Source organism: Nocardia xishanensis NBRC 101358, from assembly GCF_001613365.1.
Lineage (GTDB): Bacteria > Actinomycetota > Actinomycetes > Mycobacteriales > Mycobacteriaceae > Nocardia > Nocardia xishanensis.
On sequence record NZ_BDCF01000001.1, the window covers coordinates 449,397 to 470,750 of the forward strand.

At 66.6% G+C, this 21,354-nt stretch carries 21 protein-coding genes and 4 tRNA genes; 2 read left to right on the top strand and 23 right to left on the bottom strand.

Translation table 11 applies throughout. The features are described 5' to 3' along the window. Positions 1-16: 16 nt before the first annotated feature. From NX1_RS01785 to rplJ, 11 genes are all read right to left on the bottom strand, one after another. Complete coding sequence (locus NX1_RS01785; protein ID WP_068052534.1) at positions 17-1,258, bottom strand: MCE family protein; 1,242 nt, start codon at positions 1,256-1,258, stop codon at positions 17-19. Then, positions 1,255-2,520, bottom strand: coding sequence for an MCE family protein (locus tag NX1_RS01790; protein ID WP_068052538.1), 1,266 nt, complete (start codon positions 2,518-2,520; stop codon positions 1,255-1,257). Before NX1_RS01790 ends, NX1_RS01785 begins: the two co-directional genes overlap by 4 nt. Continuing rightward, positions 2,517-3,788, bottom strand: coding sequence for an MCE family protein (locus NX1_RS01795; protein WP_068052541.1), 1,272 nt, complete (start codon positions 3,786-3,788; stop codon positions 2,517-2,519). The genes NX1_RS01790 and NX1_RS01795 overlap by 4 nt, the downstream gene beginning before the upstream one ends. A 1-nt stretch (position 3,789) precedes the next feature. Next, positions 3,790-4,800: an MCE family protein gene (locus NX1_RS01800; protein WP_068052544.1), complete on the bottom strand. Its 1,011-nt coding sequence runs from the start codon at positions 4,798-4,800 to the stop codon at positions 3,790-3,792. Beyond that, entirely contained in the window at positions 4,800-5,876 is a 1,077-nt protein-coding gene (locus NX1_RS01805) for an MCE family protein (protein WP_174555442.1), read from the bottom strand. Before NX1_RS01805 ends, NX1_RS01800 begins: the two co-directional genes overlap by 1 nt. Further along, on the bottom strand, positions 5,873-7,225 hold the full coding sequence (locus NX1_RS01810; protein ID WP_068052547.1) for an MCE family protein: 1,353 nt from the start codon (positions 7,223-7,225) through the stop codon (positions 5,873-5,875). Before NX1_RS01810 ends, NX1_RS01805 begins: the two co-directional genes overlap by 4 nt. Before the next feature lie 108 nt (positions 7,226-7,333). Continuing rightward, a complete protein-coding gene (locus tag NX1_RS01815) occupies positions 7,334-8,098 on the bottom strand; it encodes an ABC transporter permease (protein ID WP_373864856.1) in 765 nt (254 codons plus the stop codon). Between the two features lie 105 nt (positions 8,099-8,203). Then, entirely contained in the window at positions 8,204-8,911 is a 708-nt protein-coding gene (locus NX1_RS01820; RefSeq protein ID WP_245668275.1) for an MlaE family ABC transporter permease, read from the bottom strand. A 96-nt stretch (positions 8,912-9,007) separates the two neighbouring features. After that, positions 9,008-10,084, bottom strand: a complete 1,077-nt coding sequence (locus NX1_RS01825; RefSeq protein ID WP_157119476.1) for an ABC transporter ATP-binding protein — start codon at positions 10,082-10,084, stop codon at positions 9,008-9,010. Positions 10,085-10,327: 243 nt separating this feature from the next. Next, positions 10,328-10,708 (bottom strand): 50S ribosomal protein L7/L12, encoded by a 381-nt coding sequence (gene rplL / locus NX1_RS01830; RefSeq protein WP_040798782.1) that lies wholly within the window; start codon positions 10,706-10,708, stop codon positions 10,328-10,330. Positions 10,709-10,842: 134 nt separating this feature from the next. After that, positions 10,843-11,376, bottom strand: coding sequence for a 50S ribosomal protein L10 (gene rplJ, locus NX1_RS01835; protein WP_068052556.1), 534 nt, complete (start codon positions 11,374-11,376; stop codon positions 10,843-10,845). Positions 11,377-11,827: 451 nt separating this feature from the next. Between rplJ and NX1_RS01840 the strand changes: the two genes are divergently transcribed. Then, positions 11,828-13,450: an MFS transporter gene (locus NX1_RS01840; protein ID WP_068052558.1), complete on the top strand. Its 1,623-nt coding sequence runs from the start codon at positions 11,828-11,830 to the stop codon at positions 13,448-13,450. Between the two features lie 104 nt (positions 13,451-13,554). On the opposite strand, the gene NX1_RS01845 is transcribed toward NX1_RS01840, so the two are convergent. The 11 genes from NX1_RS01845 to NX1_RS01895 all read right to left on the bottom strand — a co-directional run bounded on the left by NX1_RS01845 (position 13,555) and on the right by NX1_RS01895 (position 19,697). Continuing rightward, positions 13,555-14,097, bottom strand: a complete 543-nt coding sequence (locus NX1_RS01845) for an NADPH-dependent FMN reductase (protein WP_068052562.1) — start codon at positions 14,095-14,097, stop codon at positions 13,555-13,557. A 145-nt stretch (positions 14,098-14,242) separates the two neighbouring features. Further along, positions 14,243-14,956, bottom strand: a complete 714-nt coding sequence (gene rplA / locus NX1_RS01850) for a 50S ribosomal protein L1 (protein ID WP_068052565.1) — start codon at positions 14,954-14,956, stop codon at positions 14,243-14,245. Between the two features lie 75 nt (positions 14,957-15,031). Then, the gene (rplK, locus tag NX1_RS01855; protein ID WP_068052568.1) at positions 15,032-15,466 is read right to left on the bottom strand and encodes a 50S ribosomal protein L11; all 435 of its coding nucleotides are present in this window, start codon (positions 15,464-15,466) and stop codon (positions 15,032-15,034) included. Positions 15,467-15,655: 189 nt separating this feature from the next. Next, positions 15,656-16,429, bottom strand: a complete 774-nt coding sequence (gene nusG, locus NX1_RS01860) for a transcription termination/antitermination protein NusG (protein WP_068052571.1) — start codon at positions 16,427-16,429, stop codon at positions 15,656-15,658. A gap of 116 nt (positions 16,430-16,545) precedes the next feature. Next, positions 16,546-16,947, bottom strand: coding sequence for a preprotein translocase subunit SecE (gene secE, locus NX1_RS01865; RefSeq protein WP_068052574.1), 402 nt, complete (start codon positions 16,945-16,947; stop codon positions 16,546-16,548). Positions 16,948-17,124: 177 nt separating this feature from the next. Then, a tRNA-Trp gene (locus NX1_RS01870) sits at positions 17,125-17,197 on the bottom strand. A 240-nt stretch (positions 17,198-17,437) separates the two neighbouring features. After that, positions 17,438-18,505, bottom strand: a complete 1,068-nt coding sequence (locus NX1_RS01875) for a fused (3R)-hydroxyacyl-ACP dehydratase subunits HadA/HadB (RefSeq protein ID WP_084500862.1) — start codon at positions 18,503-18,505, stop codon at positions 17,438-17,440. Positions 18,506-18,693: 188 nt separating this feature from the next. After that, positions 18,694-18,864, bottom strand: coding sequence for a 50S ribosomal protein L33 (gene rpmG / locus NX1_RS01880; RefSeq protein ID WP_011211653.1), 171 nt, complete (start codon positions 18,862-18,864; stop codon positions 18,694-18,696). Positions 18,865-18,905: 41 nt separating this feature from the next. Continuing rightward, positions 18,906-18,981, bottom strand: a tRNA-Met gene (locus tag NX1_RS01885). A gap of 84 nt (positions 18,982-19,065) precedes the next feature. Beyond that, positions 19,066-19,138: transfer RNA gene (locus tag NX1_RS01890), tRNA-Thr, on the bottom strand. 476 nt (positions 19,139-19,614) lie between these two features. Continuing rightward, positions 19,615-19,697: transfer RNA gene (locus tag NX1_RS01895), tRNA-Tyr, on the bottom strand. A 177-nt stretch (positions 19,698-19,874) separates the two neighbouring features. On the opposite strand from NX1_RS01895, the gene NX1_RS01900 reads away from it, so the two are divergent. Next, positions 19,875-20,366: a YajQ family cyclic di-GMP-binding protein gene (locus tag NX1_RS01900; RefSeq protein ID WP_068052905.1), complete on the top strand. Its 492-nt coding sequence runs from the start codon at positions 19,875-19,877 to the stop codon at positions 20,364-20,366. Positions 20,367-20,462: 96 nt separating this feature from the next. Here the strand turns inward: NX1_RS01900 and htpX are convergent, their stop codons facing one another. Then, complete coding sequence (gene htpX, locus NX1_RS01905; protein ID WP_068052579.1) at positions 20,463-21,341, bottom strand: zinc metalloprotease HtpX; 879 nt, start codon at positions 21,339-21,341, stop codon at positions 20,463-20,465. Between the last annotated feature and the right edge of the window lie 13 nt (positions 21,342-21,354).

Below are 21,354 nucleotides of genomic sequence, written 5' to 3' on the forward strand. Positions count from 1 at the left end.
ACCTCATCCTTCCTGGTCACCGCTTCGGCGTGACCCCCAGCAGGGTGGCGAGCTGCACGGCGACCGGGTTCAAGTTCAGCTTCTCCGGGTCGACCTTGGGTTTGTCGTCCCACGGCTGCGAAATGCTCGGATCGGCCAGCTCGGCCCGCTCGCCCCCTCGTACCGCGGTCGGATTGCCGAACGGCACAAGGCATTTCGCGTCCCTGTTGAACGGGAACTCGTCGCGGGTGTCGTCGAAATCGGGGTTCTGCGCCTTCATCTGCTCGAGAATGCGCTGGGTGCCCTCGTAACCGACGGTGCAGGCCGGCGGGTTGTTGACCTCGAGCACCAGGCCGAAGTGGCTGGTGCCGTCGCCGGGCGCGGTCGCCGACGCGCCGAGCGACAGCTGCGGCACCATCTGCAGCAACGGTCGCAGCGCGTAGAACTTGGGCGAGATGGTCTGCAACAGCACGCGCAGGTTGACCAGGTCCTCGGTCAGCGCGCCGCCGCTTTCGTCGAGCAGAGCGCCGACCTGCTCACCCGCGTCGGTGCCGGTACCGATCAGCCTCCGGATCGCGGGGTCGCTGGCGCGCAGCTGGACGGAGAGCCGATCCAGGCCGTCGCTGAACTGGCGGATCGCGTCCCCCTGCTCGGCCTGGGTGGCGAACACGACCCTGCCGTCGCGGATCAGCTGGATGGTCTGCGGCAGCGTCTGCTGGAACGTGGTGGTGAACTCGTTCAGCGACTGCAGGAGGACCTGCAGGTCGTCGCCCTTCCCGTCGAACGCCTTGCCAAGTTCGGTGACGGTGGTGTGCAACGCCGCGAGGTCCACCGTGCTGGTGAAGTGGTCGACGCTGGAGACCAGCTCCTCCACCGAGATCGGCGTCTGCGCCCCGGAGATGACCGAGCCGTCCTTCAGGTACGGGCCGCTGTCGTTGGCGGGCTGCAGGTCGACGTACTGCTCGCCGATGGCCGATCGGTTGGCCACGACGGCCTTCGCCGAGGCCGGGATGCGTGGCGAGTCGGAGTCGATGACCAGCGTCATGCTCACGCCCTCGTCGGTGAGCTCGACCCCGCCGACCCGGCCGACCGGGACGCCGCGATAGGTCACCTCGGCGCCCTTGTAGATGCCGCCGGTCTGCTTCGCGTCGACCCGCACGTCGTACTCGCCGAAGCCGAGCATGTGGTCGAGCCGGATGTACTTGGCGCCGACGAAGATCACGCCGATCACGGCGATCACCACGAAGACGACCAGCTGGTTGCGGACGAGACGGCTCATCGCGGCTCACCCCCTCCTGCGGCGACGCCGGGAGGCGTCACGCCGAACTGTTCCAGCAGCGGGCCGAGCGGGTTCGGCACGGGCGCGCCGGGCGCGGGCAGCACCGCCATGGTCGGCGGCAGCGGGATCAGCGACACCGTCGGCCAGCCGGGGCGCGGCCCATTGCCGTTGTAGTACGGGTTGGACGGATCCACGTTCACCGGCGGGCCGTACGGCGGCGGGATATACACCGGATCCGGTTTGCCGACACCGAGATTGCTCAGCGTGACACCGATCTGCTGGTCCACCGACAGCCAGGTGTTGACCTGGCCGCCGAAGGTGCCCTCCAGCGAGGAATCGGGGAACGGGTAGGTCGGGATCAGCGGGAACGCGGTCACCAGGTCCGGCGCGGCGCGGCCGAGTTCCTGCAGCGTCGGCCGCAGCGAGTTCAGGTCGCGGATCAGGTCGTCCTTGGCGGTGTCGATCACGTCGAAACCGGCCTGGCCCACCCGGTCCAGCTGGGCGAGCAGCGAAACCAATTCGGGCCGTTGCTCTTCCAGGATCCTGATGCCCCTGGGCAGCTCGTCGAGGATTCTGCCGATCTGCTCGGTCTGGCCGCTCACCCGGCTGCTGAGCGTGGCGAGCCCGTCGATGGCCCTCGTGATGTCGTCGACCTGCTCGTTCAGCCCGCCGATCAGGGTGTTGGCCTGCTCGAGCAGCGAGCGCACCCGGTCCTCGCGGCCGCCGAGCGTCTTGTTCAGCTCCGTGACGATGGGTTGCAGCTGCGCGACGCCGCCACCGTTGAGCAGCAGCGACATGGCGCCGAGCACCTGTTCGATCTCGGTGGCGTGCCGGGTGTGCTCGACCGGGATCACCGCGCCGTCGGCCAGCTTCGCCGGATCCGGGTCCGCTACGGGCGGGGAGAGCTCGATGAACTTCTCGCCTAGCAGGTTCGACTGGCGCACCTCGGCCCTGGCGTTGGCGGGCAGATCGACCGATGAGTTGATCAGCGCGCGGACGCTCGCGGTCCATCCGTCCTGCGCGAGCACGATGTCCTCGACCCGGCCCACCGGCACGCCCTCGACCTTCACCGCGGACTGCGGCACCAGGTCGAGCACGTCGTCGAAGTGGATGTCGACGTGGATCGGATGCGGGCCGACGTCGGCGCCGCCGGGCAGCGGCACGCTGTAGATGCCGTCGGCGGCACACGAACTGATCAGTGCGGCCGAGACGGCGAGCGCCGCCGCGGACATCCCGCGGACGAGCGGTTTCGTCGTCCTCATCGCTCACCTCCCTGCTCGGACGGCGGCAACTGGTTGGACGGCGTACCAGGCACCGTGCCGGGCACGGGATAGCGCTGCTCGTTCTCGCCGGAGAGGATGCCGAACGGCAGGATCAGCGTCGGCGTCTGCACCCCGGCGGTGATCTGGTCGGTGATCTCCTTGCAGTGGTCGAGGACCGGGCGCATCTGACGCCCGAGCGCCTCGAAGCGAGGATCACCCGGCATCAGCTTCGACAGGTCGAGCAGCTTGCACGCCACGCCGAACGGGTCCTGCAGATCGGTGAAATTGGCCCGCATGTCGAGGGTTCCCGATTCCGCGTTGTGGATGTTGATCAGGTTGCTCAGCGCGAGCGGGATCACCGGCAGCGCGGCGGCGAGGTCGTCGCGCTGGTCGGCCAGTGTCTTGGTGAGGGTGGTCAGCGCCTCGGCGTTCTCCGCGACCAGCGCGCGATTGTCGTCGATAAACCGCGCGACGTCGCCGAGCGCCACCGAGAGCAGTTGCAGCGCGTCGCCGAGGTTCTGCCGCTCGTCGGCCAGGAAGCCGGCCAGATCGGCCAGCTGGCTGTTGAATTGGCGCACCTGCTGGTCGTTCCTCGCCAGCATGCTCACGAAGTTCTGCAAGTTCTTCACGGTCTCGAAGATGTCGCCGCGCGCCTCGGACAGGTACCTCGCCGCGGCGGAGAGCTGGGTGATGCTGTTGGCCAGCGCCTCGCCGTTGCCCGACAGGTTGGCCGCCGACGTGCGCACGAGGTCGTTCACCGCGCCCTCTTTGTTGGCGCCGTCCGGGCCGAGCGCGTCGCTGAGTTCGGCGATGCTCTTGTAGAGCTGGTCCACCTCGACGGGGGTGACGGTGCGTTCCCGCGGAATCGTCGCGTTGCGCTCCATCTTCGGACCGCCGCGATAGACCGGCGTCAGCTGGATGTAGCGGTCGGAGACGACCGACGGGGTGATCTGCGCGGCCTGGGCGTTGGCGGGCACGTCGTACCCGCGGTCGACCGTCATCACGATCTTCACCTGGTCGCCCATCGGCTCCACCGACTCGACCCGGCCCACCGGCACGCCGAGGATGCGCACGTCCGAGCCCTCGTAGATGCCGACCGAGCGATCGAAATAGGCGGTGATCCTGGTGGTGGTCAGCCGATCGAAGCCCCACCACAACACCCACCCGGCGACCAGCACCAGGACGACGCCGAGCGCGATGCCGATCTTGGTGCCACGGCCCGACTCGCGGAACGCGGTGAGCGGATCGCTGCGCCAGCTCGCGGCCACGTCAGTTACCTCCCATGTTCCGTACCGGGTCGCGGTAGCCGGGAATCTCCGGCAACGCTGGCGGTATGAGATTGACGATCACCGCGTCGAACCACCGGCCGGTGCCGAGCACGTTCGCGTACAGGCCGTAGAAGGGGCCCGCCAGCTCCAGCGTCTTGGAGATGTTCTGCTGGTTGTCGTTCAGCAGGTCGATCGCCGCGGCCAGGTTGGTCAGCGCGGGACCGATCTGCTCGGAGTTGTCGGCGACCAGCGCGCTCAGCTCGGCGGACACCGACTTGGCTCCGGTGAGCAGCTGGTGGATGGCCTGCTGGCGGATGTTCAGCTCGGCGAGCAGCTGACCGCCGGAGGCGAGCAGCCGCTCGAACTCGGCGTTGCGGTCGGCGAGCACCTCGGTGGTCTGCCGCGTCGCCTTGAACAGCCGCTTGAGTTCCACGTCGCGCTTGGCCAGCGTCTCCGAGAGCCGCGCGACACCGTCGATGGAGCCGCGGATCTCCGGCGGCGTGGTCTCGAACGCCTCGGCGAGCACCCGCATGCTGGTGGCCAGCTGGGCGGTGTCGATCTCCTCGATGTTCGCCGCCGCGTCCGAGAACGCGTCCACCACGTCGTAGGGAGACACCGTGCGCGACAACGGGATCGGCTTGTCCGGGTCGGCGGGGCCGGATCCACGCGGATCGAGGGCCAGGTACTTCTGGCCGAGCAGCGTCTTGATCTGGATGGAGGCGGTGGTCTCGTTGCCGATCCACGCGTCCTGGGTACGGAAGTCGACAATCACCCGGTCGCCCTCGAGGCGGACGTCGGAGACCGAGCCGACCTTCACGCCGGCGATGCGTACCTCGTTGCCCTTCTTCAAGCCAGCGGCCTCGGAGAACTCGGCGCTGTACTTGGTGCCCGCGCCGATGATCGGCAGCCGATCGAGGGAGAACGCCGACATCGTCACCAGCACCACCATGGCGAGACCGAGCACGCCCAGGAAGACCGGGCTGCGCTTGCCGAGGAGGATTCGATCGTCCATCAGCGGGCCTTCCCGTGGCAGCGCGGCGCGGCGTTCGTGTACAGCGGCTGGTTGATCGTCGGCAGCCCCGCGGGCAGGTTGAGCTGCGGCGCGTCCACCGCGCCAGGGCCGACCACGATATCGATGCCGCACAGGTAGAACTGGAACCAGGAGCCGTAACTGCCGACCCGCCCGAGCTTTTCCATCTTCACCGGCAGCGTGGCCAACGCCAGATTCACCTCGTCGGAGCGTTCGTTCAGCGTCCCGGTGAGCTGGTTCAGGCCCGCGATCGTGCCCTGCAGCGAGGGCCGGGTCGGCACGAGCAGGTCCGAGGTCGCCGTGGCCAGGTTGCCCAGCGAGCTGATCGAGCGGCCGATGGTCTCGCGTTCGGCGGCCAGGCCGGAGACCAGCGCCTCGGTGTTCACGATGAGCTGGTCGAACTGGTCGTCGCGCTCGTTGACCGTCTCCAGCACGGCGGTCAGGTTCTTCACCAGCTCGCCGATCACCGCGTCCTTGTCGGCGATCTTGTTGGTCAGGCTCGCGGTGCTCACCACCAGGTCGTGAATGGTGCCCTGCTCGCCCTGGAAGACCTGGATTACCTCGTAGGAGAGCTTGTTCACGTCCTCGGCGGTCAGCGTGCGGAACAGCGGACGGAAGCCGTTGAACAGCGTGGTCAGGTTCAGCGCGGGCCGGGTACGGTCCAGCGGAATGGTGCCGCCCTCGTTGAGCTTTCGGCCCTGTTCGCCGGTGCCCTGCTCCAGCGCGATGTAGCGCTGGCCGACCAGGTTGCGATAGCGGATGGTGGCGGTGGTCGAGGCGGGCAGCCAATCGCGATCGGTGAGTTCGAATTTCACCTCGGCCAGCCGCTTGTCGACGATCGAGACGTCGGTGACCTTGCCGACCCGCACGCCCGCGATGCGCACCTCGTCACCCGGGTTCAGCGAGGTGACGTCGGTGAACCGCGCCTTGAACAGCGTGCCGCCGCCGGTGTAGTTGGCGATCGACAGACCGAGCAGCGTGGTGACGAACAGCGTCACGACCACGAAGACGATCAGTTTGGTCAGCGGCCCGCCGAGGCCGCGCAGCTTTTCCTTCATCGCACGCTCACCTCGCTGCCCCGGAAGGCGGGCGCCCCGATCCTGGTCACCCAGCTCGGTACCTCCTTGGGCGAAACACCCTGCGCCGCACCGTAGATCGCGCCGAGCGACTGCTGCTCGCTCGGCGAGCCCGCCAGCGTCGGCACCTGACCGGCCGGGTAGACGCCGAACTGCGGTATCGGCAGCTTGCCGCTGTCCTGATCACCGGGGTAGCGGCTCGGCACCGCGTAGGAGCCGTCGTTGTTCGGGCCGCCGGTGTACTGGCCCGGGTCCACGTTCACGGGGTATTCGGGCAGGCACCACGGGCCGCGGGTGTCCAGCCAGCGCGGCTCGTCCTGGTTGGGCAGGTACTTGCCGCGGGTGTTGGTCAGCTCGATCGTCACCCGGGAGCCAGGCCGGTCGGTCCCCATGCCGAACAGCTGGTCGATGCGCGGCTTCATCTTCGCGAAGTTGGCCAGCGCGCAGGGGTAGCTCGGCGAGTACACCGCGAGCTGCTCCAGCGCGGGTCGCGAATCGGCGGCCACGTCGATGATGTTGTCGCGGTTGACCAGCAGGAAGTCGGCCAGGCTCGACGAGGTCGGGGTGAGCGTGGCGTACAGGGTGTCGATGTCCGAACGCCGCTGCACGATGGTGGCGTTGGTGGTGCGCAGGTTGTTCAGCGCGTCGATGAGCTGCGGCGCCGCGTCGGAGTACACCGCCGCGGTCTCGGCGAAGCCGCGCAGACCTTCTCGCAGTTCCGGCAGCACGCCGTTGACGTCGCGGAAGATCGTGTCCAGCTTGTCCACGGTCTCGCCGAGGGCGAGGCCCTGACCCGACAGCGCCTGGGAGAGCGCGCCGAGCGTCGCGGCCAGATCCTGCGGCGGAATGGACTGCAGCAGCGGAAGCAGATCGTCGAGCAGCTTGCTGATCTCGATCGCGTTGCCGCTGGCGTCCTGGTACAGGGTGACGCCGTCGGTCAGATGCTGTGAGCTGGCGTCGTCAGGGATCACCAGGTCCACGTAGCGCTCGCCGAACAGCGTCTTCGGCAGCAGCCGCGCGGTCGCGTTCACCGGGATCTGCTGGGCCTTGGCGGGATCGATGGCCAGGTCGAGGGTCACCTTGCCGCCCTCGGTCCGGCTCGACCGCACCTCGCCGACCAGCACGCCGCGCGCCTTCACGTCCGCGTTCTTGGTCAGCGCGTTGCCGACGGTGTCGGTCACCAGATTCACGTCGACCGTCCGGACGAACTGCTTGTTGTAGATCGCGACGGTCGTCCACAGGAACAGCCCGACGATCACGAAGAACGCGATTCCCAGCAGCCGCACCCGAGTCTTCTCGGTGGACCGCCACGCCTGAGTTCCTCTACTCATGCCTCAGCCCCCGCGGGTCGGTGTGCAGCGAATTGTGTTCGGCAGAACCGACGCCCGATCCGCACGGCGAAAGCCGAGCGCCGGCGAGGTGTCGCCGTGTGGATCCCATCATCCGGCGACCCGCACCGTCGTGGTCGTTCCCCAGATCGCGAGGCTGAGGAAGAAATCGAGCACGTTCACCAGCACGATCGCGGCGCGCACCGCGCGACCGACCGCGACGCCGACGCCCGCGGGGCCGCCGGTGGCGGTGAAGCCGTAGTAGCAGTGCACCAGGATGATCACGAACGCGAATATCAGCACCTTGAGGAACGAATAGAGCACGTCCTCCGGCGGCAGGAACAGGCTGAAGTAGTGGTCGTAGGAACCACTCGATTGGCCGTTGAACCAGATGCTGACCGCGCGCGACGCGAAGTAGGCGCCGAGCAGGCCGACGATGTAGAGCGGGACGACCGCGAGGAATCCGGCGATCACCCTGGTGGTCACCAGGAACGGCACGCCGGGTACCGCCATCACCTCGAGCGCGTCGATCTCCTCGGAGATGCGCATGGCGCCGAGCTGCGCGGTGAAGCCGCAGCCCACCGTCGCGGAGAGCGCCAATGCCGCCACCAGCGGCGCGATTTCGCGCGTGTTGATGTAGGCGGTGAGGAAGCCGGTGAGCACGGAGCTGCCCAGCGCGTCGAGTGCCTTGAACCCCTGCAGGCCGACGACGACGCCGACCGAACCGGACATGAAGACGATGACGCCGATGGTTCCGCCGATCACCGCGAGCGCGCCGGAGCCGAAGGTCACCTCGGCGAGCAGCCGCATGACCTCTTTGCGGTAGTGCACCGCGGCACGCGGAATCCACGCGATGGCGCGCGAGTAGAACGACATCTGCTCGCCGGCGCGGTCGATCACGTTCAGCGGTCCGCGCACGATCTGATTGGCCCGGCGGGCCGATTTGGCGAAGGCCGGGCTGCGGTAGGAGGTCGCCATCGGTCAGGCGCCCTTGGCCGGGACGACTTGCAGATAGACCAGTGTCAGAACGAGGTTCACGAAGAAGAGGACCAGGAATGTGATCACCACGGACTGGTTCACCGCGTCACCGACTCCTTTCGGCCCCCCTTTGGGATGCAACCCCTTGTACGCGGCGATCACCCCGGCGAGCAGCCCGAAGATCGCCGCCTTGATCTCGCCGATCCACAGATCGGGCAGCTGAGCCAGCGCGGAGAACGACGAGAGGTACGCGCCGGGCGTTCCACCCTGCAGCAGCACGTTGAAGAAATAGCCGCCCGCGATGCCGACGACCGAAACCAATCCGTTGAGCAGCACCGCGACCAGCGTCATGCCGAGCACCCTCGGCACCACCAGCCGCGCCACCGGGTCGACGCCGAGCACCTCCATCGCGTCGATCTCCTCGCGGATGGTGCGCGCGCCGAGATCAGCGGCCACCGCCGACCCGGCCGCGCCCGCGATGATCAGCGCGGTCACCACCGGCGCCGCCTGCTGCACGGTGGCGAGCACGCTGGTGGCGCCCGTGAACGACTCGGCGCCGAGCTGTTTGATCAGTGAACCGGTCTGCAGCGCGACGACCGCGCCGAACGGGATGGCCACCAGCGCGCTGGGCAAGATCGAGACGCTGGCGATGAACCACGATTGCTCGATGAACTCGCGCCACTGGAAAGGTCGGCGAAACATCTTGCGCATCACATCGACGAACAACGCAAAGACGTTGCCCGCCTGGGCAAACGCCGACTCGACTGGAGTACGCACACGCGCCAGGGTCGAGTTCACGGGCGTATGTTACCCGTTAGTTGTGTTGTGGCGCACGGTTGTGTCGAACCCGCCGCCCTCGTAGCTGCCGACGTTCGGGGCGTTGTACGACATCACTTGTGTGTCGTCGTTCTCCGCCATGGATTCGCGGATCGCGACCTGGGCCGCGTGCGGCAGGGTGTGCATGATCTCCTGCACACGCGCCTTGCGGCGGTGCACGGCCTGACGCACCGGCATACCCGGAGTCGCCTTCATCTGCGGGATGATGCCCTCGACCTCTTCGGCGCCGCCGTGATGGTGACCGGCGTCGACCATCGCCTGCTCGCGGGCCATCTGGGCCTCGTCCTTCTCCTCGGACATGCCGATCGGCCCGATCATGCGGCCGTTGAGGAACTGCTTGACCACCGGCTCCTCCGAGGTGAGCAGAACCTCGCGCGGACCGAACATCACCAGCTGGCGGCGGAACAGCATGCCGATGTTGTCGGGCACCGTGCGCGCCAGGTTGATGTTGTGCGTGACGATCAAGATCGTGGCGTCGATCTGAGCGTTGATGTCGATCAGCAACTGGCTCAGATACGAGGTGCGGACCGGGTCCAGACCGGAGTCGGGCTCGTCGACCAGAATGATCTGCGGGTCGAGCACCAAGGCGCGGGCCAGACCGGCGCGCTTGCGCATACCGCCGGAGATCTCGCCCGGCAGCTTGCCCTCCGCACCGAGCAGACCAGTGAGCTCGAGCTTCTCCATCACGATCTTGCGGATCTCGTCCTCGCTCTTCTTCGTGTGCTCCCGAAGCGGGAACGCCACGTTGTCGAAGAGGTTCATCGAGCCGAACAGCGCGCCGTCCTGGAACAGCACGCCGAAGAGCTTGCGGATCTCGTAGAGCTCCTTGTTGGAGCAGGTGGTGATGTCGGTGCCGTCGATGTAGATCGAGCCGCGCTCCGGGCGCAGCAGGCCGATCAGCGACTTCAGGAACACCGACTTACCGGTACCCGAGGGACCGAGTAGCGCGCTCACCTCGCCGGACGGCAAGGTGAGACTGACATCCTGCCAAATTCGCTGCGAACCGAAGGACTTGGTTACACCCTCGGTCCTGACCTCGACGCCCACGCCAACCTCCACAATTTCTCAGCGAGCAGCCCACCGGCGACCGCGCTCGGTCATCGCGGTGCGTCACGTCACAGTGGGTTCGGTCACTGTAACCCATGAGGGAGACGGGGCACACCCCAACCTGACTCCAGAGTAAGCCGAATACGCTCGCACTTTTCCAGAAACTCGCTCGCATGTCTCGGAAAATACGAAAACGGGCGGCCCCCCGAATTTGGGGGCCGCCCGTCCGAGTAATTCGTGGAATTACTTGACCGAAACCTTGGCGCCGGCCTCTTCCAGCTTCGCCTTGGCAGCCTCGGCGGCGTCCTTGGCGACCTTCTCCAGGATCGGCTTCGGGGCACCCTCGACCAGGTCCTTGGCTTCCTTCAGGCCCAGGCCGGAGACGATCTCGCGGACCACCTTGATGACCTGGATCTTCTTGTCGCCCGCACCCTCGAGGATGACGTCGAACTCGTCCTGCTCTTCGGCGGCCTCGGCCGGAGCGGCAGCGCCACCGACGGCGGCGACGGCGACCGGAGCAGCGGCGGTGACCTCGAACTTCTCCTCGAACTTCTTGACGAAGTCCGACAGCTCGAGCAGGGTCATGTTGCCGAAGGTCTCGAGCAGTTCGTCAACGTTGGCCATTGTTGTTTTCCTTTCGGTAGTTGGTGTCCATGGGGGCGTGCCGCCCGCCGTGTTGGATGTGCGGCGTTCGCGGGCCCTACGTGGTTACGCGGCGCTGCCGCCTCCGGGCCTGTGGCTCACGCCGCGCGGGGGTGTTACTCGGCGGCTTCGCCTTCGGTCCGCTTCTTCTCCTCCAGCGCGGCGGCCAGGCGGGCCACCTGCGAGGCAGGAGCGGCGAAGAGACCGGCAGCCTTGGCCAGGTTGCCCTTCAGGGCGCCGGCCAGCTTGGCCAGCAGGACCTCGCGGGTCTCCAGGTCGGCGATCTGCTCGACCTCGGCCACGGACAGCGCGGCGCCGTCCATGTAGCCGCCCTTGATGATGAGCGCCTTGTTGTCCTTGGCGAAGGTCTTGAGCGCCTTGGCCGCGTTGACCGGCTCGCCCTGGATGAACGTGATGGCGGTCGGTCCGACGAACAAGTCGTCAAGGCCCTCCACGCCCGCCTCGGCGGCAGCGCGCTTGACCAGGGTGTTCTTGGCGACGGAGTACGTGGCCTCGGCGCCGAGCGCACGCCGCAGTTCGGTGAGCTTGCCGACCGACAGGCCACGGTATTCCGTGACGACGGTGGCGGTCGAGTTCCTGAACTGCTCCGCGATCTCCTCGACCGCGGTGACCTTCTCAGCCTTTGCCATACTTCGCCTCCTCTCTGGATGGTCGGTTCGTGTACGCGAACTACCGATCCGAGGGTCCGGCGACAAAACGAACGCCCCGGACGCAAGGCGTTCCGGGGCGCAATAGGAAAGATCAACACGAGCCGCGTGGCTCGAATCGACTCCCAGCCTCGGTTCTTCCCTGCGTGGGCCGCCGGCAATGTCGCCGGACCTTCGACCGAACCCATGCGGGATCGGCGACCAACGGTCTTCGGTAGAACGGATTGGGTAGCGATCGAACTCGTCGATAACTGAGGTCCACAGTAACCGACGCGCCCCTCATCTGCCAAAACGATCCCCGCTCCGGCGCGAATCGGAACCCTTCGGCGACCGAATCGTTGTGTCGCAGGTCACTTTTCACCCCCGGGCGTGGCGGATATCGCGGCAGACAAGTGTTACCAAGAGTGACAGATATCTGCTTGGCTGCTGAACTATGGCAACCTCCATAGTCGATCCACCGGTGTTGCTGGAACGACGCAACCAGCGCTTTCTCGCCTTGGCCGTGATCTGCCTGGCCGAACTGCTGGTCGTCCTCGACAACACCATCGTCAACGTGGCCCTCCCCTCGATCGGTGTCGAGCTGGCCACCGGTGTCAGCGGCCTGCAATGGGTCGTCGACGCGTACACCCTGACCTTCGCCGGACTGTTGCTGGCCTTCGGCAACCTCGGCGACCGCTACGGCCGCCGAAAAGTAATGGCCGTCGGCCTGATCGGCGTCGCGGTCATGTCCGTCGGTGGCGCACTGTCGGATTCGATGGGCGCGGTCATCACGGCACGCGCGGCCATGGGCGTGTTCGCCGCGGCCGTCTTCCCCGCCACGCTCGCCCTGATCATCAACATCTTCACCGACCGCAGCGAGCGGGCGCTGGCCATCGCCGCGTGGACGGCCATGGCGGGCTTCGCGATCGCCATCGGCCCGATCTCCGGCGGCTGGCTGCTCGAGCACTTCAGCTGGCATTCGGTGTTCTGGATCAACGTGCCCGTGGCGCTGGTCGCGCTGATCGCCACCATGCTGTGGGTGCCGGAATCACGATCCGCCGAGGTCGGGAAGCTCGACCTGCCGGGTATCGCGCTGTCCATCGCGGGCATCACGCTGCTGGTCTGGTCGATCATCGAGGCGCCGCGCTACGGCTGGCTCTCGGTCACCACCCTGACCGCCGGCTCGCTCGGCGTCGCGCTGCTTGCCGGATTCATCGCGTGGGAATTGCGCACCAACGCACCGATTCTGGATATGCGATTGTTCCGCAATCGGCGTTTTTCGATGCCCGCATTGTCGATAGCCGTCGGATATTTCTCGATGTTCGGTTTTCTTTTCCTGATCACCCAGTATTTCCAGGGCGTGCGCGAGTACACCCCGCTCGAATTCGGCATCGCCTCATTGCCGTTCGCGTTCTCGGTGGCGATCGGCGCACCCGTCGCGACATTGCTCGCACAGCGCTGGGGCACCACGCCGGTCATCGTGTCCGGCCTGCTGCTCACCGGCATCGGGCTCTACCTGGGCGGACAGGTGACGGTGGACAGCGGCTACGTCACCGACGTGCTGCCATCGATGGTATCGATGGCGCTGGGTCTGGCCATCGTGCAAGGTCCGGCCACCGAATCCATCATGTCCTCGCTGCCGTTGAACGAGGCGGGCGCGGGTTCCGCGGTCAACGACACCACCCGCGAGATCGGCGGCACCCTCGGCGTCGCCGTGCTCGGTTCGATCGTGGCCTCCTACTACACGACTCGCGTCGCGCCGCTGCTCGATCGCGTGCCGAGCGCGCTCATGAACGAGGACCAGAAGAGCCTGGTAAAGGCCAGCCCGCTCAGCGTGCTGGAGATCCGCAAACGAGAACTCCCCGCGTTCCTCGAATCCCAGCGCGAAAACCTCATCACCGCAATGAAAACCGCGGCCCTCCAAGGCTCGCACGCAGCCTCCCTCGTCGCCGCGGGCGCGGTCGTGGTCTGCGCGCTGATCGTCGCCGTCTTCCTCCCCTGGGGCGCCCAGAGCGGCGAGTCGGTCCTCCTGGGCTGGCGTAAATCCGCTGAACCACAAGCCGATTCCACCGACTGACAGGGACGTCCTTGATTCCGTGGGTCCGTCACGACAGGCCCACGGAATCATTCGCTCGAACTTCGGGGTCTAGCTGCCACCAGCCGAGGTGGTCACTCGGACAGTCATTCCGAACGCGCGGCGCGGGTATGGAGAACCAGTGCGTCGAGGGCTTCGCGTGCGCCGTCTCGGAAGGCTTGGCAGGTGACGAGGCCATCGGGGCCGATGTCCGCCGACAGGACGGGAAGGCGGACGCAGGCGGCGGGGACGACGTCGGCGCCGACATAGCCGAGGACGCTCGACAATGTGGCGGTGGCGCCGTCGCCACGGCCCGGTGCCGCGACGGTGAGCCAGGCGGCGGGCTTCTCGTGCAGGTCGGCGGTGCCTACGGTCCAGTCGAGCAGGTTCTTCAGGCTGCCGGGGAGGGTGCCCGCGTACTCCGGGGTCGAGATCAAGACCGCGTCGGCCCAGGCGAGGGCTTCGCGCAATCCGGCTACCGCCGGATAGTTCGCGGGGTCCGCGCCCGGCACGAAGGCGGGCAGTTCCAACAACCCCGGGTAGCGGCGTGTTTCCACGCCTTCGGGCGCGGTGGCGTGCACCGTGCGCAGTGCCGCGGTGTTCGTGGAGCCGTCACGGGTGCTACCGGAGATCAATAGAATCCTGGTCACGTCGGATGCAACCCGCAAAGCCGGTGGGTTACTCCGCCCCGCGCTGCCACCGCTACTCACCGACAGGCCGAAAATGCGCCGAGGGCGGGAACGCTGATCGCGTTCCCGCCCTCGGCGGTGGTGAGGTGTGAAACCTCGGTGCTGCTTACGCGTCCTCTTCGAGGAGGTTGCGGGTGCGGTTCGGGTCCACCGGGATGCCCGGTCCGGTGTTCGTCGAGACCGTCACCTTCTTGACGTAGCGGCCCTTGGCGGTCGACGGCTTGACACGCAGGATCTCGTCCAGCGCGGCGCCGTAGTTCTCCACCAGCTTGGCCTCTTCGAAGGAGGCCTTGCCGATCACGAAGTGCAGGTTGGCCTGCTTGTCGACGCGGAAGTTGATCTTGCCGCCCTTGATGTCGTTGACGGCCTTGGTCACGTCGGTGGTGACCGTGCCCGTCTTCGGGTTCGGCATCAGACCGCGCGGGCCGAGGACACGCGCGATGCGGCCGACCTTGGCCATCTGGTCCGGGGTGGCGATCGCGGCGTCGAAGTCGAGCCAGCCGCCCTGGATCCGCTCGATCAGGTCTTCGGCGCCGACGGCGTCGGCGCCAGCGGCCTCGGCCTCGGCGGCCTTCTCGCCGGCCGCGAACACGATGACGCGGGCGGTCTTACCGGTGCCGTGCGGCAGGTTGACGGTGCCGCGGACCATCTGGTCGGCCTTGCGGGGGTCCACACCGAGACGAACGGCGACCTCGACGGTCGCGTCGGTCTTGGTGGTGGCGGTCTCCTTCGCCAGGCGCGCGGCGGCCAGCGGCGAGTACAGCTTGGTGCGATCGACCTTCTCGGCCGCGGCGAGATACGCCTTGCTTCGCTTTGCCATGATTCTCTGTCCTTAAAGTTCTTGGTTCAGAAGTGGTTTCCGGGTCTGGCCGACCCTCCCACCGAGTACTGCGGCTTACGCCTCGACGGTGATGCCCATCGAGCGCGCGGTGCCCGCGATGATCTTCGCCGCCTGGTCCAGGTCGTTGGCGTTGAGATCTTCCATCTTGGTCTTGGCGATCTCGCGAACCTGGTCCATGGTCACCGTGGCGACCTTGTTGCGGTGCGGCTCGGCCGAGCCCTTCTGCACGCCTGCGGCCTTGAGCAGCAGCCGGGCGGCGGGCGGGGTCTTCAGCTTGAAGTCGAAGGTCCGGTCTTCGTAAACGGAGATCTCGACCGGAATGACGTTGCCACGCTGCGACTCGGTCGCCGCGTTGTACGCCTTGCAGAACTCCATGATGTTGACGCCGTGCTGACCGAGGGCGGGACCAACGGGCGGAGCCGGGTTCGCCGCGCCGGCCTGGATCTGCAGCTTGATGATCCCGGCGAGCTTCTTCTTCTTGGGGGGCATCTTTCTTCCTTGGTTTCGGGTCCTTACGGTTGCCGTAAGCCTGTCGCGGGCGCGGCCCGCATCCGGGCACGCGGCCCGGCGCTCGCAAACGAATCCGGCTGACGCTGTTCGGATCCGCGCACGAACCCATACACCTTACCGGGGGGCGTGCCCTTGTCCTTCGGGCGGGGCAGGTTGCCTGCCCCGCGGTCAGATCTTCGCGACCTGGGTGAACGCCAGCTCGACCGGGGTCTCGCGACCGAAGATCGAGACGAGCACCTTGAGCTTCTGCTGCTCGGCGTTGACCTCGGAGATGCTGGCGGGCAGCGTCGCGAACGGACCGTCCATGACGGTGACCGACTCGCCGACCTCGAAGTCGACCTCGATGACCGGCTTGGGAGCCACCTCGGCGGCGCTCTCGGCGGTCGCGGCGGCAGCTGCGGCCGGGGCCTTCTTCTGCTGAGACGCCGGGACCAGGAACTTCACCACGTCGTCGATGGACAGCGGCGAGGGCCGCGAGGTGGCACCGACGAACCCGGTGACACCGGGAGTGTTGCGCACCGCGCCCCACGACTCGTCGTTGAGCTCCATGCGGACCAGGATGTAGCCGGGCAGCACCTTGCGGTTGACGTGCTTGCGCTGGCCGTTCTTGATCTCGGTGACCTCTTCGGTCGGCACCTCGACCTGGAAGATGTACTCCTCGAGGTCCAGGTTCTGCACGCGGGTCTCGAGGTTGGCTTTCACCTTGTTCTCGTAACCGGCGTAGGAGTGGATGACGTACCAGTCACCGGGGGCGCGCCGCAGCGCGGCCTTCATCTCGGCGACCGGGTCGGCCGGTTCGGCATCGATCGGGGTAGCGGGTGCGGATTCCTCGACCACAGATTCTTCGACGGCCGCGGCGTCTTCCGCCTCGTCGTTGGCGGGCTCCGCCACCGCGTCGTCGACCGGGAACTCGTCGTTGGTGTCGTTCTCCGGGGTGCTCACTGGGGCACTCGCTTCCTGTGTCGTCACGTACATCCTCTGCGTGCCGGGCCGGGCGCGGCGGAATACTCCCGCCGGTCCGCCCCCGGGATCGGCTACCGGCGTCGGCGTCGTAATAACTAGCCGAACAGCCAGTCGACACCCTTGACGAACGCCAGATCCAACCCGCTGATGAACGCGACCATGAAGATCACGAACACCAGAACAACGCTCGTATAGGTGACCATCTGCTTCCGGTTGGGCCAGATCACCTTGCGCAGTTCCGCGATGACCTCTCGCAGGAACTTGATCAAACGCTTGAGCGGATTACCCGCTCCTTCGCGCTTGGCCTTTCCGGCAGTCTTGTCTTTCTTCGGCGACGTCCGGTCGATCGTGGCGATCGAGCCGGTGTCCGCCGACGTGGAGCCCGAGCGGGTCCGCCGGGCGGACCGCTTACCGCTCGGCCTGCTCACCGCGGCGGTGTCATCGCCGTCGCCGGCCGCGTGCGCGCCGCCGTGGCGAATGTCCCGCTCGTCGCTCACGCCGTCTCCTCGCTGCGCTCGAATGCGGCGTGCGCGAAGCGCGCCGTGCGAATGACTCGCTCGCTCACGCCTGCGCCTCGCTGCGCTCGGTGCCGGCGTGCGCGAAGCGCGCTGTGCCGATTGGCTCGCTCGCTACGCTCGCTCACGTCGATCCTCTCTCGTCGCTGGCATTCAGGGCAGGGGCGACAGGACTTGAACCTGCAACCTGCGGTTTTGGAGACCGCTGCTCTGCCAATTGAGCTACGCCCCTTCGGTTGGACGATGGAACCAGTTGTCCAACCACCGTGCTGTATTCAGTTGTCGCGCTGGTTTCACACAACACGCGCGCTGCTTCGGCGGTCGCCGGCTCCCATGGGCAGTCCGTCGGAACTCGTCCTCCGGACCGCCTGGAACCAGCCCCACAGAGCAGCGCGCAGCGGCTGGTGAACCCCAGAGACCTGAGTGTACGTTACCGCCTAGGCCAATAGCCAATCAGGGTCGATCGACCAGGTCAGGCCAGCTGCACGGTGGCCGTCGCACGGCCGAAGATCTTCTTGCCCGCCGACTTCGCCACGATGGCGATGACCGCGGTCCGAGTCTCCGGATCCATGGACTTCACCTTACCCGTGTACTCCACTTCGGCCGCCTCGTCGGAACCGACGTAAACCGGGCTGGTGAACCGGACGTTGTACTCCTTGACCGCGCCTGGATCGCCGAGCCAGGAGGTGACGAAACCGCCGCCGAGGCCCATCGTGAGCATGCCGTGCGCTACCACGTTGTCCAGGCCGACGAGCTTGACCACGTCGTCGCTCCAGTGGATCGGGTTGGCGTCGCCCGAGACGCCCGCGTAGTTGACCAGATCGCCGCGGGTGAGGCGGACGACGCGGGTGGGCAGTTCGTCGCCGACGGAGACGCTGTCGAAATCGATCGCGTGCTTGCTCGTGGCGGTCTCCGGGATGACGGTGACCGGGGCCGGCGACTCGGTCTGCGCCGCCCTGCGCGGGTGGTGCTCGGGCGCCTCCTCGCCGATGCCGTGCATCAGCACGTTGCGTACGGCGTGAGTGAGGTTGGGGTCGATGTCGGCGCCGCTGCGGCCGACGAGCGTGGTGTAGGTGGTGAGCACCAGCTCGTCGTTCTGCGCTGTGACGATGTTCTTGGTGACGATGATGTCGCCGCCGAAGGCCTGCCGGAAGGAGTGCAGGTAGACGTCGCAGGTCAACTGGTCGCCGACCCGGATGGGCCGGTGGAATTCCAGGATCTGGTCGGTCTGCATGATCTGGCTGAGGTCGTAGCCCGTGACGATCTGCTCGAAGAGCTTGCGTTGGGCGAGGATTCCGACCAGGGAGATGAAGGTGAGGGGCGCGAGCAGACCGTCGTAGCCGTATTCGGCGGCGACGTCCTCGTCCCAGTGCACCGGGTGGTAGTCCTGCACGGCGCGGGCATATTCGCGGACCTTCTCGCGGCCGACCTCGTAGTAGTCGTCGACGCGGTAGTGGTGACCGACCATGGCCGCGGCGTGGGCGGCGGGGTCGAGATCGGACTCGCTCGCCTGGACCGCTTCTTCTGTACCGGTGTTGATTGTCACGGGAGGACTGTACCTATCTGACCCCGCACCCCGGGGTCGGCGGAGCGTTCACCACCGCAACCGACCCGTAGAAAGCGCTCAGGGCCGGACATCAGTCCGGCCCTGCACAGCTTCACGGTTCCGAGATCCCGGGATCAGCGTCCCGGTTGCCCTTCACGCGGCAGTTTCACGCGTGGGCGGGATCAGCGGGATTCGCGGTGCGCCCGGTGCGTGCCGCAGTTCGGGCAGAACTTCTTCAGTTCCAGCCGGTCCGGGTCGTTGCGCCGGTTCTTCTTGGTGATGTAGTTGCGGTGCTTGCACTGCTCGCAGGCCAAGGTGATCTTTGGCCGGACATCGGTGGACTTCGCGGCCACGACTTTCCTTCTTTCCGGTACCTGATGGGCGTAATCGGTTTTGGTAGCGATGGCCGGACTTGAACCGGCGACACAACGATTATGAGTCGTTTGCTCTACCGACTGAGCTACACCGCCACGGCGTCGCATTGCAGTGGTGCGCGCGCCCAGCCCCACCTCAGTGGGTGCGATGCCGAGTCGGTCACCACCGGCAATCCGGCGAGCCCCCTAACGGAATCGAACCGTTGACCTTTTCCTTACCATGGAAACGCTCTGCCGACTGAGCTAAGGGGGCATGACTACTCTCGCACCGTGGTCCAGCTTCTCGACCCCGGAGCGGCGAAGTCTTGAACGAGATTACACACCCAACGCTCACAGTTCCAAACCGCGAGGTCAGACCGCGTTTTTCGACACGCACATCAGCGCGGAAAACACGCTACCCGGCCACGATCGGCGCAAGAGGCCGCTCCGCGAACATCGCGGCATTGCCAGGCCGCCGGGGAAGCCGCTCGAACGAACAGCTCGTCAAGACCTGACGACACAAGCAGCCCGCCCGTCTGCCGAAAGCATTGAAGATCACATTCGACACTTCAGAAAGAAGGAAACGAGCAATCACCCCAACGCCACATCCCCACAAAACGCAACCACTGCAAGGGGGTCCGGGGTGGCGAAGCCCCGCCGGGCGGGGCGTGGGGGTTGCACCCCCACAGTCCAAATACGAAGCGAGCCCTACATGCGCTTTCTGCATTTAGGGCTCGCTTGTGAGCGAAGTGGCAGGTGTAGGATTCGAACCTACGTAGGCTTTCACCGACAGATTTACAGTCTGCTCCCATTGGCCGCTCGGGCAACCTGCCTTACGTGCGCTTTATCGGCGCGCTGAGCAGAATACAACGAACCCCGGTGTCGAATGCAAACCGGCTGGCCAACGGCCCTGCGACGGGACTACGGTCGGTCTTCCGGGTAGAACTACGGATGACCGGTTGCATCCGGTGTACGTGAGCCCGTCGGACCGTCAGGAACAGGAGCGCAGTGTGGCCGATTCGTCTTTCGATGTCGTCAGCAAGGTCGACCGGCAGGAGGTCGACAACGCTCTGCATCAGGCGGAGAAGGAGCTGAACACCCGCTACGACTTCCGCGGCACCGGCGCGAAGATCGAGTGGTCCGGTGAGGACAAGATCGTGCTGACGGCGGAGGCCGAGGAGCGGGTGAAGGCCGCGCTGGAGGTGTTCAAGGAGAAGCTGATCCGGCGCGATATCTCGCTGAAGGCGTTCGACGCGGGCGAGCCGGTGGCGTCCGGCAAGACTTACAAGATCACCGGCAGTCTGGTGCAGGGTATCGACGCCGAGAAGGCGAAGAAGATCTCGAAGAAGATCCGCGACGAGGGCCCGAAGGGCGTGAAGGCGCAGATTCAGGGCGACGAGCTACGGGTGAGCAGCAAGAAGCGCGATGATCTGCAGGCCGTGATCGCGCTGCTGAAGGGCGACGATTTCGGTATCGCGCTGCAGTTCGTCAACTACCGATAGAGGTTGCGCGGCAACGCCTTTCGCGGCACCGTGCCAGCCGGAGTTCTTCGGAGCGACCCGAGCCCGCCTCGCCGTCCGGCGGGCGGGCTCGCCCACTCAGTAGTTGCGCGGACCGCCCGCCATCTCCTCTAGCCGGGCGATGCGTTCGGCCATCGGCGGGTGCGTCGAGAACCACCGCGCGGCCCGCTCACCGGCGCGGAACGGGTTGGCGATCATCAGGTGCGATTGCGCCGTCAGCTGCGGCTCAGGGGGCAGCGGAGCGGCCTGTACGCCGCGTTCCAGCTTGCGCAGGGCCGAGGCCAGCGCCAGCGGGTCGCCGGTGAGTTCGGCGCCGGATTGATCGGCCTGGTACTCGCGGGAGCGGGAGACGGCCAGCTTGATCAGGGTGGCCGCGATCGGGCCGAGCAACGAGACCAACAACACACCGAGCATGTTGGGGCCGCCGTTGCCGCGGCCGCCGAAGGCCGACGCGAAGAAGGCCAGGTTGGCCAGGCCGGAGATGACCGCGGCCAGCGCGCCCGCGATGGACGAGATGAGGATGTCGCGGTTGTAGACGTGCGAGAGCTCGTGGCCCAGTACCGCGCGCAGTTCGCGCTCGTCGAGGATCTGCAGGATGCCGCTGGTACAGCAGACCGCGGCGTGCCGCGGGTTGCGGCCGGTGGCGAAGGCGTTCGGCGCGTTGGTCGGACTGATGTAGAGCCGCGGCATCGGCTGTCGCGCCGCCGTCGCCAGCTCCCGCACGATCCGGTAGATGACCGGCGCTTCCAGCTCGCTGACCGGTTGCGCGTGCATCGCCTTCAGCGCGAGTTTGTCGCTGTTGAAGTAGGCCCAGGCGTTCATGCCAACGGCCAGCAGGATGGAGATGATCAGGATCGTGGGGCTGCGGAACATAGCCCCGGCGAAGACGATGATGGCCGAGAGGCCGACCATCAGACCGAAAGTCTTCAACCCGTTCGCATACCCGTGCCCGTGCATACGTCTCCTTGCC

Bases quoted from the DNA above. Each gene is read 5' to 3' on its own strand.
- NX1_RS01840 (WP_068052558.1), top strand. From the start codon at position 11,828: ATGGCAACCTCCATAGTCGATCCACCGGTGTTGCTGGAACGACGCAAC.
- htpX (WP_068052579.1), bottom strand. From the start codon at position 21,341: ATGCACGGGCACGGGTATGCGAACGGGTTGAAGACTTTCGGTCTGATG.
- rplJ (WP_068052556.1), bottom strand. From the start codon at position 11,376: ATGGCAAAGGCTGAGAAGGTCACCGCGGTCGAGGAGATCGCGGAGCAG.
- rplA (WP_068052565.1), bottom strand. From the start codon at position 14,956: ATGGCAAAGCGAAGCAAGGCGTATCTCGCCGCGGCCGAGAAGGTCGAT.
- NX1_RS01790 (WP_068052538.1), bottom strand. From the start codon at position 2,520: ATGAGGACGACGAAACCGCTCGTCCGCGGGATGTCCGCGGCGGCGCTC.
- NX1_RS01805 (WP_174555442.1), bottom strand. From the start codon at position 5,876: ATGAAGGAAAAGCTGCGCGGCCTCGGCGGGCCGCTGACCAAACTGATC.
- NX1_RS01800 (WP_068052544.1), bottom strand. From the start codon at position 4,800: ATGGACGATCGAATCCTCCTCGGCAAGCGCAGCCCGGTCTTCCTGGGC.
- NX1_RS01810 (WP_068052547.1), bottom strand. From the start codon at position 7,225: ATGAGTAGAGGAACTCAGGCGTGGCGGTCCACCGAGAAGACTCGGGTG.
- rplK (WP_068052568.1), bottom strand. From the start codon at position 15,466: ATGCCCCCCAAGAAGAAGAAGCTCGCCGGGATCATCAAGCTGCAGATC.
- NX1_RS01820 (WP_245668275.1), bottom strand. From the start codon at position 8,911: ATGCGCAAGATGTTTCGCCGACCTTTCCAGTGGCGCGAGTTCATCGAG.
- NX1_RS01815 (WP_373864856.1), bottom strand. From the start codon at position 8,098: ATGTCGTTCTACTCGCGCGCCATCGCGTGGATTCCGCGTGCCGCGGTG.
- NX1_RS01785 (WP_068052534.1), bottom strand. From the start codon at position 1,258: ATGAGCCGTCTCGTCCGCAACCAGCTGGTCGTCTTCGTGGTGATCGCC.
- rplL (WP_040798782.1), bottom strand. From the start codon at position 10,708: ATGGCCAACGTTGACGAACTGCTCGAGACCTTCGGCAACATGACCCTG.